This window comes from Chitinophaga silvisoli, from assembly GCF_003412465.1.
GTDB lineage: Bacteria > Bacteroidota > Bacteroidia > Chitinophagales > Chitinophagaceae > Chitinophaga > Chitinophaga silvisoli.
This window is the reverse complement of sequence record NZ_QTJV01000006.1, coordinates 150,247-163,150: the sequence shown is the minus strand read 5'-3', so window position 1 is coordinate 163,150 and position 12,904 is coordinate 150,247. Positions and strand designations below refer to the sequence as shown.

Genomic DNA, 12,904 nt, shown 5'->3' with positions numbered 1-12,904 from the left:
CAATGGTTATCTGTGGAATTAAACTCACACACGATGGGTCAATTGCTTTAATTGACGGGAATAAGCTGGTGCTCAGCTATGAAATTGAGAAGCTCAATAATAATGAAAGATACAGCGCCTTTACCCTGGGGCTGAATGAAATTTATGCGTTGCTCGGAAGCTATGCTAACAAGATTGATATGATTGTATTTGACGGATGGACACCGGACCAGGTAGTCACCATTCGCCTGGGAGATAAAGATGTACCCGTGAAACTAGCTGGCTATGGTAGCTTCGCACCAAGACAAAATATCATGGAGAGAAAAACATTTTCTCTCGAAGGACCCATGAAGCTGGATTATGCAAGTTACCAGCACGTGGCAGGTCATATTTCTTCTGCATATTGCAGCAGTCCTTTTGCAGCAAGAGGTGAGGATGCATATGTACTGGTATGGGATGGCGGCATGTTCCCGCAGCTGTTTTATTATAATAATAAGACGAATGTGGTAGATAGTATCGGTATTCTCTTCTTTATTGTAGGGAATATTTACGGTATTTTCTCCCAGCATTTCCCTCCTTTTGATAAGACTGCCAAAGACCTGAACAGTGAGCTGTCCGTTCCGGGCAAGGTGATGGCATACATTGCCTTCGGGACTTTGCAGGAGGAGCTGTTGCCGATCTTTGAGGCCGCTTACAATAACATTGACAAGAAGGATATGAACTTCGCGCTTTTATTTTCGAAAGAGGTAAAGGAGCAGGCAAAGAAATATAACTTTTCTGACCAGGATATCCTGCACACATTCCATGTATTTATAGAAAACCTGCTCGTTGAAAAACTGGCAGAATTGGTGAAGGAGAATGGAGTGAAAAGTTCGAATATCTGCCTGGCAGGCGGCTGTGCATTGAATATAAAATGGAACAGCGCAGTAAGGGACATCGCTGTCTTCGAAGAAGTATGGGTACCTCCATTTCCGAATGATTCCGGTAGTGCACTGGGTGCGGCGTGTTGTGAGATGATTCATGCTACGGGAAATAATTTCCTGGACTGGAATGTATATGCGGGTCCTGCGGTGATCGATGATTTTGCACATGAGGGCTGGCGCAGGAGTGAGGCATCTATCGAAGACCTGGCGCGCCTGCTGTATGAGGAGCATGAGCCGGTAGTGTTTATCAATGACCGAGCTGAGATGGGCCCAAGGGCATTGGGTAACAGGAGTATCCTGGCACCGGCCAATGATCCGGGAATGAAAAAGGTATTGAACAAAATCAAAGGCAGGGAAGATTACAGGCCAGTAGCACCTATTTGCCTGGAAGAAGATGCCCCTGAAATCTTTGAACCTGGTATCAGGGATCCTTATATGCTCTTTGATCACCTGGTAAAGGAGAGCTGGCTGGATCGTGTGCCTGCGATCTGTCACCTGGATAAAACTGCGAGATTACAAACAGTAGGTCCTAACGATAACCCGACTATATATGCCTTGTTAACTGCATATAAGCAGCTGAGTGGTTTACCATTGCTTTGTAATACAAGTGCCAATCATAAGGGAAGAGGGTTCTTCCCCAATATATCATCAGTCATAGAGTGGGGTGAGGTGAATTATATCTGGAGTGAGGGATACTTGTACGAGAAGATCAATAAAATTGAATTTAAAGAATTATTAAGCCGCCGCCGACAGCCATCTGTGTGATTTTAGAGCACTTTAATGTATTGAATTGCCATGCGATATCAGCACGAGAATATCCTTGCTTGTTTACTCAGTCATAGCCTGACTTTTCCCAACAAGACTGCCTTCACCGTTCTGGATAATGAAGGTTCCACCAAAGATGAAGTTACTTTCAGCGGACTTGTGTCCCGTGTGAATCAGGTGATCTTTCAGCTGGCCGGGAGGTCACTGAAGGGAGAGCGTGCTTTGCTCATGTACAGGGATCCGCTTGAATTTATAGTTGCCTTCCTGGCTTGCCAGTCGCTTGGCATTATCCCGGTGCCCATGCCTTATATCAGGGGAACCAGGCAGTTTTCCAGGTTGAATAATATTATGGAGGATGCGGGAGCTGTAGCTATACTCTGTTCAGAGGAATCTGTGGCAGTGATAGAGAAGGCATTAGCCGGTAATCTGCAGCTCATTGCTACCCGTTTGGGAACGCAGGAACTAACTGCCAGTGAACCAAGCGATATTGCTTTTATACAATATACATCGGGTTCTACGAGTACCCCGAAAGGAGTGATTGTAAGGCAGGCAAGTCTGATGCATAATCAGGAAATGATCCGGGAGGCTTTTGGCTGTGATGCTGATTCAGTGATCTTTTCCTGGTTGCCCTTTCATCATGACATGGGTTTGATCGGGAACATACTGCATGCGGTGTATACAGGATGTAGTTGTGTGATGATGCAGCCGCTGGCATTTATGCAAACTCCGGCGTTGTGGTTGCATGCTATTTCAAAATATAAAATTACACATAGCGGTGGACCCGATTTCGCGTATAAGCTTTGTGTAGAAAAAATTCCGGTAGGGAGTATACCGGAGCTGGATCTTTCCCACTGGCAGGTGGCGTACAATGGTTCAGAACCAGTGAAAGAAAGAACGCTTGAGCGTTTTGCAGAACATTTCAGGGACGCTGGGTTTAGAAAGGAGGCATTTTATCCTTGTTATGGTTTGGCGGAGGCTACCTTGCTGGTATCAGGACTTAAAAAAGAAAGCAAGGTAAGGCTGGGTAACGGGGTGGTGAGTTCCGGGCAGGTAGCGGGTGGTATGATGGTAAAGATTCTTTCTCCTGGGGGAGTGGAAGTGAATGAAGGGGAAATCTGTATTGCAGGAGAGAGTGTGACCGCAGGGTATTGGAACAGGGACAATAAGGAATTGTTTTATGAAGTGGATGGGATCAGGTTTTTACGGACTGGCGACATTGGATTCCTGGATAATAATGAGCTTTTTATAAATGGGCGCATTAAGGAAATGCTGATTATTCGTGGGGAGAACTATTATCCGCATGATATAGAGCTGGCCATTGCCGATACAGCTGATTGTTTTGAGCCTGGTGGCATTGCGGTGTTTGCAGCTGATGAAGACATTATGGTGGTGGCGGAGATCAAGCGGGTATTGCATACGCAGATAGATGCGCCCGTGCTGATACATGATATCAGGAATATAGTAACGGGAATTTGTGGATTAATGCCTGTGGACGTGGTACTGACAGTGCCGGGTGGTATTCCGAGGACTACCAGCGGTAAGTTGCAGCGTGTGTTGTGCAGGCAGTATTATAAGGATAAGACATGGCGTGTGCTGGAATCTTATTTAACGGGTGAACAGCGCAGGGCTCAGGTAGTGGAGAAGGGATCTGTCAGGGAATACCTGTTAGGGAAACTGGGACCGGATAACGGCACGAATGACCTGATAGCGATGGGGCTGGATTCACTCAGGGCAACGGAACTGATTAATGCGATTAATAAGGAACTGCATATTCATATCAGTATTGCAGAGGTATTTGAAGATAATACCCTGGATGGGCTGATAGCAAATATAGAGAATAAATTGCGGGCAGGCAATGCGGCAGATGCGGCTAAGCCGATTCCGGTTATTCCTATACAGGAAGATTATCCATTGTCAAATGCACAGAAGCGTTTGTGGATCCTGGACCAGTCGGAGAGTGGAGGAACCGCGTATAACGTGGTGGCGGGATTGCATTTGAAGGGGGCATTGAATATACCGGCGCTTGAGGGCGCGTTTCAGCTGCTACTGCAGCGGCATGAGAGTCTGCGGACAGTATTCAGGGAGGTAAACTGGGAGCCGAGGCAGGTGGTGCTGAATGGGCTTAGTCTGCCGGTTTTACAGTATGATCCTGCATCAGAGCATCGTTCTTTTTTACATACGGAACTGACCCGTCTCCGGAATTTGCGGTTTGACCTGGCGAATGGTCCGCTGGTATCCCTGCACCTTTACCGGATTGGGAACCAGGAATATGCCCTGATTTTTGCCCTTCATCATATTATTTGCGATGCCAGTTCAGTGAGCATTATGATCCGTGACCTGCTGGCATTGTATAAACAGCCCATTTCTGAGCCTTTGAGGGTTCAGTATAAGGATTATGCCTCCTGGTTGAATCATCGCCTTAAACGGCTTTATTTGGCCGAATTCTGGAAAAATAACCTGGCCGGGCAGGCGGAGCCTTTAATGTTGCCACTTGATTTTGCCAGACCTGCGGAAAGATCCACTGCGGGGGCTATTATGAAATTTTACCTGGAGGATGGGCTTACGGCCGGCATCCGGCAGCTTTGCAAAGCGCAGCAGGCCACTCCTTTCAACTTCTTCCTTACTACCATTGCGGTTCTCTTAAGTAAAATTACGGGACAGCAGGCCATGACGCTGGGCACGCCCGTATCGGGCCGGAATCATTACGACCTGGAACAGCAGGTGGGGATGTATATAAACACATTGCCGCTGGCGGTTCAGATAGACTGGCGTAAATCTTTTGCAGCACTCCTGAGGGAGGTAGCCGGGAATACCTACCGGGTATTTCAGTACCAGGATTACCCTTTTGATCAGATTATTGAGGACCTTGATCTGCACTGGGAGCCGGGTAGAAGCCCTGTCTTTGATGTGATGGTGGGATTGCAGGATGTAGGGGCTGAAGTGTTGCACGAAGAGGGGCTGGAGTTGAAGCTGCTGGATACTTACCTGGAAGATGGAGCGGTGACTATCCAGGAAAATGTATCGGCTAAATTTGATCTTCATTTCAACTTTGGAACAGGTACTGGCGGCAGGTACTATGTGGAAATTGAATATAGTACAGCCTTGTTTAAGAGAGAAACTATAGAACGGTTCTACAACTTATATTGTCATATCGTATCCCAGGTAATATCATCAGATACTACGACCGTGGCTGCCATTGGGTTGGCAACTCCGGCAGAAAAAGATCTCATTTTACATCAATTCAATAATACGGCGAGGGCTTATTCTTCAGCGGCTACAATTGTGACACTCTTTGAAGAACAGGTATCGCTTACTCCCGGGAAAACAGCATTGGTGTTTGAGGGGAGAACGCTGACATATCGCGGGTTGAACGAGACAGCCAATCAATTGGCGCATTACCTTTTGCAGCACTACCAGGTGAAAGCGGGTGATATCATCGGTGTGAAGCTGGAGCGGAGCGAATGGATGATCCTTGCTATTATGGGAGTATTGAAAGCAGGAGCAGCTTATTTACCTATCGATCCGGAATTCCCTGCGGAGCGGATTGAGTATATATTGAACGATAGTAATTGTAAGGTGCTGATAGACGAGGAAGAATTGGGTAGATTCCGTAACCAGGACCAGGAATTTTCGAAGATAAACCCTATGATTGGCATTCAGCCGGAAGATCTGCTGTATGTATTGTATACATCGGGTTCTACCGGCCAGCCTAAGGGTTGTATGCTGGAGAACAGGGGAGTCATCAACAGGATAGAGTGGATGTGGCATCACTATGGTTTCAATGAGGCAGATGTGATTCTGCAGAAAACCAATTTTACATTCGATGTATCTGTATGGGAGATTTTTATGCCGCTTTGCAAGGGGGCAAAGATGGTCTTGTGTACCCGTACAGCTGCCGGTTCTCCTGAACAGCTGCTACAACTGATAGAGAAGGAGAAGATAAGCTGCCTGCACTTTGTGCCGGCTATGTTAAGTGTCTTCCTGTCCTATGTAAGGGATGTAGAGGATGTGGGAGATAAGGTAAGAAGCCTGCGCAAGGTAATGGCGAGCGGTGAGGCATTGTTGCCGGAAACGGTGGCAGAATGGTATGGGAATTTTGAAGTGCCGCTGCATAACCTGTATGGGCCTACAGAGGCATCGGTAGATGTGACTTGTTATCCTACTTTACCTTATGATCATATTATTCCTATTGGTCGCCCTGTTTGGAATACCTGGATCTATATCCTTGATGAGTCAGGGAATTTGCAGCCACCCGGTATTAGTGGTGAGATCTGTATTGGTGGTGACCAGGTGGCGAGAGGCTATTTAAATAAACCGGCGCTGACTGAGGAGAAGTTTGTTGCTGATCCTTTTCATGCTGGTAAGCGGATTTACAAAACTGGTGATCTGGGGTATTGGTTAGCGGATGGAAATATCGTATTCCAGGGCAGGAGAGATGACCAGGTGAAGATACGTGGATACCGGATAGAGACAGGTGAGATTGAAAATACATTATTACGCTATCCTGGTATTGATGCTGCCGTGGTAGTGATTGGCAAAGATCATACAGGAGACAAATACCTGGTAGCTTATATCGCTACCGGGCAGCAGGTAGATGTAGCGCAGATAAAAGCGCACCTGGGCAAAAGTTTGCCTTCCTACATGGTGCCTGCTCATTATGTGGTGCTGGAGCAATTGCCACTGAATGCCAGTGGAAAGGTAGATAGGAAACGATTGCCGGCACCCGTATTTGCTACAACATCGCTGGTAGCTCCCCGCAATGCTACGGAAGAAAAACTTTTGAAAGTGTGGCAGCAGGTATTGGGCAGAGAGCATATTAGTGTCACAGATGATTTCTTTGAACTGGGTGGTCATAGTTTGAAATTGACCAAACTGGCCGGGTTAATACATAAAGCATTTGAGGTAAAGCTGCCTTTTGCCAGGCTCTTTACAAAGCGGGTACTGTCAGAGCAGGCAGCCATGATCCTGGCTGCTTCAAAAGCAGCGTATACAGCCATTCCTGTAGCGAAACCATTAACAGATTACCCGCTTTCTTCCTCCCAAAAAATGCTCTGGGTACTTTGTCAGCTCGAAGCCGGCAGTATGGCCTATAATATGAATGGTGTGTTTGAGTTTGAGGGCGCATTGGATATTCCGGCATTAGAATCTGCATTTAAGCGCCTGCTTGATAGGCATGAGATCTTGAGAACTGTCTTCGTGGAGAACGGGGACGTTCGTCAGGTGATAAAGCCTGTTATTGATTTTAAAATCAATCAGGTAGTTTATCAGGACGATGTGGTGAAGAATGAACTATTCAGGCCATTTGACCTTGCAAACGGACCTTTGTTAAGGGCAAGCCTGGCCCGGGTAGCACCGGACAAATGGATCCTTATCTATTCCATGCATCACATCATCAGTGATGGCTGGTCTATGGGAATCCTTATAAAAGAATTATTACAATATTATGAAGGCGCGGAGTTGACGCAAGCCCGCCTGCAATATAAGGACTACGCCGTTTGGCAGCAGGAACAGTTGCACAACGGAGCTTTCGATGCACATAAGGGCTACTGGCTGGAACAGCTGAAAGGAGAATTGCCGGTATTGGAATTGCCAACTGATTTTGCGCGTCCGCTTGTGAAAACTTACCGTGGCAGTAAAATGAAAGGCAGTTTGCCCATGGAGGGGATTAAAAAGATTTGTGAGGAGAATGGGGCGACGCTCTTTATGGGATTGCTAAGTACGATCAATATTCTCTTGTATAGGTATACCGGACAGGATGACCTGGTTGTAGGGTACCCGGTCGCCGGCAGGGAACATGCAGACCTGGAAGACCAGATCGGATTTTATGTGAATACATTGCCATTGAGAACCAAGGTGAAGGAGGATGATAGTTTTGTGGCGTTATTGGCCGCTATCAGGTCCAATACCACAGCTGCATACGAGCACCAGGCATTTCCATTGTATGAACTGATCAATGCGCTGCACCTGAGCAGAGATATGAGCAGGAACCCCTTGTTCAATGTAATGGTAGTGTTGCAGAATACGGATACTGGCCGGCTGACAGAGAGGGCTTTCGATGGCCTCCAGGTGAAAGAGTATGAGGCTGAGATGGTGTGGCATAGTAAGTATGACCTGACATTTACATTTGAAGAAGTAAATGCTGAATTGCTGGTCGAAATAGAGTATAACACAGATCTTTATCTTCCGCGCACTATTGACAGGTTGATGGAACACCTGCAAAATCTGTTAGCTGCTATTGCTAAAGGGCCTTCAGTCCCGCTTTGGCAATTGGATTACCTGGGTGAAATTGAGAAAAGACAATTGCTTTTATCAGCTGATGCTACTTATCCTTCTTCTGAAACGATTGTATCCTTGTTTGAAAAAGCAGTATTGACGGCAGGGAATCGCGTTGCCCTCAGTTTTGGTAATGTCTCACTCACTTATCATGAATTAAATAAGCGAGCCAATCAACTCGCTTCTTACCTGAGAAAACAATATGTCATTAACCCTGATGACCTGGTAGCTATAAAACTGGAACGTAGTGAGCGGATGATCATCGCTATCATGGGTGTGCTTAAGTCTGGTGCCGCTTATGTACCGGTAGACCCGCTTTATCCTGAAGATAGGATCAACTATATTATATCTGACAGTGCCAGCCGTGTGATCATCGATGAAGTATTGCTGGAACTCGCTTTGGAGGAAACTGATATTGAAAACCCTGTGTGTGTAAACAAGCCCGGGGACCTTGCTTATGTTATTTATACTTCCGGCACTACCGGCTATCCCAAAGGAACATTGATAGAACACAGGAATGTGGTGCGTTTATTTATGACAGATCCGGCCTTGTACGATTTCACTGAGCAGGATGTATGGACTGTCTTCCATTCCTATTGTTTTGACTTTTCGGTATGGGAGATCTTCGGTGCACTCTTATTTGGAGGCAAACTGGTGGTAGTACCTGCAGAAACAACCAGGGATCCGGATGCGTACCTGGATTTGCTGCGTTGTGAGAAAGTTACAGTGTTAAACCAGACACCGTCTTCGTTTTATAACTTGTCTGCACGGGAAATGGAGCGGGAAGACAGCGCTCTTTCATTGCGCTATGTAATTTACGGCGGGGAAGCCCTCGCACCGGCTAAATTAGCTGCGTGGAAAGAAAAATACCCGGCTACGAAGCTGATCAACATGTATGGTATTACAGAAACGACGGTACATGTTACTTATAAAGAAATTACTGCCCTGGAGATCTCTTCCAATAAAAGTAATATCGGCAAGCCAATACCTACACTCCGGTGTTATGTGCTGGATGCGCATCAGCAACTGGTACCATTTGGTGTGTCAGGGGAATTGTATGTGTCCGGCGATGGTGTAGCCAGGGGCTATTTAAACAGGGATGAACTGAATCGTCAGCGTTTTATAGCAGATCCTTTCCAGCAGGGAGAAAGGATGTACCGTTCCGGCGACAAAGCGAAGATACTGGTGAATGGAGAAATGGAATATGAAGGACGTTTTGACGACCAGGTGAAGATTCGTGGTTTCAGGATAGAGACGGGTGAAATTGAAAATGCTCTGAGGCAGGTTCCCTCCATCAAGGATGCGGTGGTACTAGCCAGGGAAGGGCAGCTGATTGCTTACCTGATCAGTGAGCTGGCAGTAGATGTGCAGGTATTACGTCATTCTCTGGCGCAGCAATTACCTGCTTATATGTTGCCGGCGTATTATATCCAGGTAGATCATTTCCCCGTAACGGTAAATGGTAAATTAAATAAGAAAGCATTGCCACTGCCGGCGGAAGCTGCTATCAACGCGGGTACAACGTACGTGGCTCCACGCAATGAGGTGGAGTATAGGATGGTGAAAATCTGGGAAGCATTGCTGGGCAAACAAAAAATAGGGGTGACAGACAGTTTCTTTGAACTGGGCGGGGATTCTATCAGAGTGTTGAAGATGATCAGTGAAGTAGATAAACACCTGGGATTTAGAGTGCCTGTCGCTGTCGCTTACACCCATCATACAATTGCTGACCTGGTAGCCTATGCTGCAGAGAATGGAGCCGAATGGAAACTAATGGCTATACAACAGGAGGCAGAGCGTGAGGAGCTGATACGGGAATTTACATCCCTGAAACAAAGCTATCTTTTATTGCCACATGTTCAGGAGAAGGAGAATATAGAAGATGTATTCCCTACCAGTGATATTGAAAGAGGGATGCTGTTCGAATCATTGGTAAGTGAAGAAGCTGGCGTTTATCATGATCAGTTCGTCTACAGGCAGCATTATCCTGATTTCGACCTGAAACGTTTAGAACGCGCATTGGAAATGCTGGTAGCGCAACATGAGATCTTAAGAACAAGTTTTAATCTGACAGACCATGCTGCCGGATTGCAAATAGTACATAAGGAGATTAAATATTCTATTGGCTGGATAGATACGCCTGCTATTTCACCTGAAATATTTATACAACAATACCTGGAAGATGCTTTGCATACTCCATTTGATCTTTCAGTAGCGCCTTTATGGAGACTGGATATTATCAACCTGGGGAATGATGATTACGGAATCATCTGGCAGTTTCATCATGCAATTTTAGATGGATGGAGCAACGCAGCATTTATTACCGCGCTGAATAATCTTTATTTCAAACAGGGAACAGGCTTTGTTTTGCCTAAACTCAGGGCGACTTACAAGGACTTTATTGTGCAGCAGCGTATGGATGCAAAAAACAGCAGAGCAAGGGAATTCTGGAAGGAGGAACTTGATGGTTATTCCCGCTTAGGCATACTGACAGAAGAAGACGATCATAGTGCATATTTATATTCCTCAGATGCAGCTTACCTGCAAAGAATAGAGGCGGCAGCTACAGCAGCACGTGTAAACGTGAAAGTCCTTTCCTTAAGCGCATATCTCTACTTATTACATATACTGAATGAGGGAAAAGAAGTACTTGCAGGACTGGTAACCCATATAAGACCGGCAAATGAGGATGGAGAACAGGTGTTGGGTTGTTTCCTTAATTCCATTCCACTGAGAATGGGGGTAAAAGGTGATGAAACAGTCGGGCAGTTTATAGAAGAGGTAAATAATAAGCTGATACAGCTAAAGAATTATGAAAGTGTGAGTCTGCTAGAAATAGCGACCCTGAATAATACCCGTAAAGAAGGTGCGAATCCTTTCTTTGATGTACTCTTCAATTATATCGACTTCCATGTATTCAGAGATCTTGAGCATGGAACGGTAGTACCCGATTCCTTACAAAACAACCTGCTGGCAGGAAGGGAAAGGACGAACACGCATTTTGACTTTACTGTGAATCTGACGGCAGGTGTCTTTGCCATTGAGATACAATTGAGGAAGAAGCTGGCTGCGGGACTTAGTGCAGCACGCCTGGCGGCCTTGTATTTTTCGATATTGGATCATATCGTAGATAACCCGGGGTTGCCTTTATGCAAAGCTGAATTGGTGGGAGATGAGGAACGCAGGCTTTTGTTGGAGGACTATAATAATACCAGCGCCCCTGTTTCTGCAGGGCTGACAATTCCCCTGTTATTTGAGGAAGCAGTCAGGCATTCAGCAGGAAAGACGGCGCTTGTGTTTGAGCAGGAAGAATTGACCTACAAGGTATTAAATGAAAGAGCAAATCGGCTGGCACATTACCTGCGCCACAAGTATTCGATAGTTCCTGATGACCTGGTAGGCGTGATGCTGCCGAGGACTGACTGGATGGTAGTAACGCTATTGGGTATACTGAAATCAGGTGCTGCTTATGTGCCGGTAGACATTGAATACCCCGCGGACCGCATCCGGTATATTTTAGATAATAGTAAGTGCAGGCTGGTAATTGATGAAGAGGAGCTGGCTTGTTTTCTAAATGAACAGGAGGAGTATAGTAGTGAAAATCCTTTGCCTCTTAGTAGTCCTGAAAACCTGGCTTATGTGATCTATACCTCTGGTTCTACTGGTTACCCTAAAGGAGTGATGATAGAACATAAGAGTGCTTGTACCTTCCTGGATTGGTGCGGCACTGAGTTTGGACAATCGGATTTTGATGTGGTTTTCTGTACCACTTCTATCTGCTTTGATTTGTCTGTATTTGAGATTTTCTATTCGCTGAGCGCAGGGAAAATGATCAGGGTCTTAAGGAATGCTTTATCTATTCCACAACATCTTTCTGCGGATTCGAAGATACTATTGAACACGGTACCCAGCGTGGTGGGAGCCTTATTACGTGAAGGCATTGATTTAAGTGCGGTGACGGTATTGAACATGGCCGGTGAGCCAATTCCATCACAATATATAGCGCCGCTTTATAATGGCGTTCGTGAAATCAGGAACCTGTATGGTCCTTCTGAAGATACGACCTACAGTACCGTATACCGGTTCAGGGAAGACCTTGTGGTAACAATTGGTCGTCCGATTGCCAATACGGCCATATATATCCTGGGTGCCAACAATGAATTATTACCGGCGGGAGTGAGTGGTGAAATCTGCATCAGCAGTGATAGTCTGGCGAGAGGGTATTTACAGGATCCCGTACTCACTGCTGCTAAGTTTGTACAGCACCCATTTATAGCAAACAAACGTATGTACAGGACGGGTGATCTTGGCAGATGGTTGCCCTCCGGCAATATTGCATTTGGTGGTCGTAAGGATGATCAGGTGAAAGTGAGGGGCTTCCGCATAGAGCCCGGTGAGATAGAGAATGCTTTGCGTTCATACCCGGGTATTATCACGGCGGCAGTCATCCCCGTTGTGCATAAGGAAGTAGAGCTGGTGGCATATGTCACTGGCAGTGAGCAATTATCTACTGCCGCTATCCGTGCGCACCTGGCTGAGTTTTTACCATTGTACATGTTACCTGCGCATATTATCCAGCTGGATGAATTGCCCCTTACCCCAAATGGAAAACTGGATAGAAAGGCCTTGCTGACAAAAGGGAATCCTGTTTCAAGGACCCGTGCAACAGTCGCTCCAAGAAATGAATATGAAGAGAGAATAGCCCTTGCCTGTCAGGAGATCTTCGATGTGCCGGTAATCGGTGTCACGGATAACTTCTTTGATATGGGTGGACATAGTTTGAAGATTGCCCAACTTATTTCGTGGGTGAACAGGGAGTACGGGGTAAAGCTCAATATGAAGTCGATTCTGAATACCCCAACTATAGAAGATGTTGCAGAACAGATAGCATTCAGGCATAGTCAGCTGCAGCAGCAATCACAAAGAGATCAGTTGACCCGCATTGAGATCTGATCATTTTTTTA

General features: G+C 46.1%; 2 protein-coding genes. Both read left to right on the top strand.

The window, feature by feature from the left end; translation table 11 throughout:
- Positions 1-2 precede the first annotated feature (2 nt).
- Complete coding sequence (locus tag DXN04_RS16235; protein WP_116854435.1) at positions 3-1,667, top strand: carbamoyltransferase N-terminal domain-containing protein; 1,665 nt, start codon at positions 3-5, stop codon at positions 1,665-1,667.
- Between the two features lie 30 nt (positions 1,668-1,697).
- Complete coding sequence (locus DXN04_RS16230; protein ID WP_116854434.1) at positions 1,698-12,893, top strand: non-ribosomal peptide synthetase; 11,196 nt, start codon at positions 1,698-1,700, stop codon at positions 12,891-12,893.
- Positions 12,894-12,904: the final 11 nt, after the last annotated feature.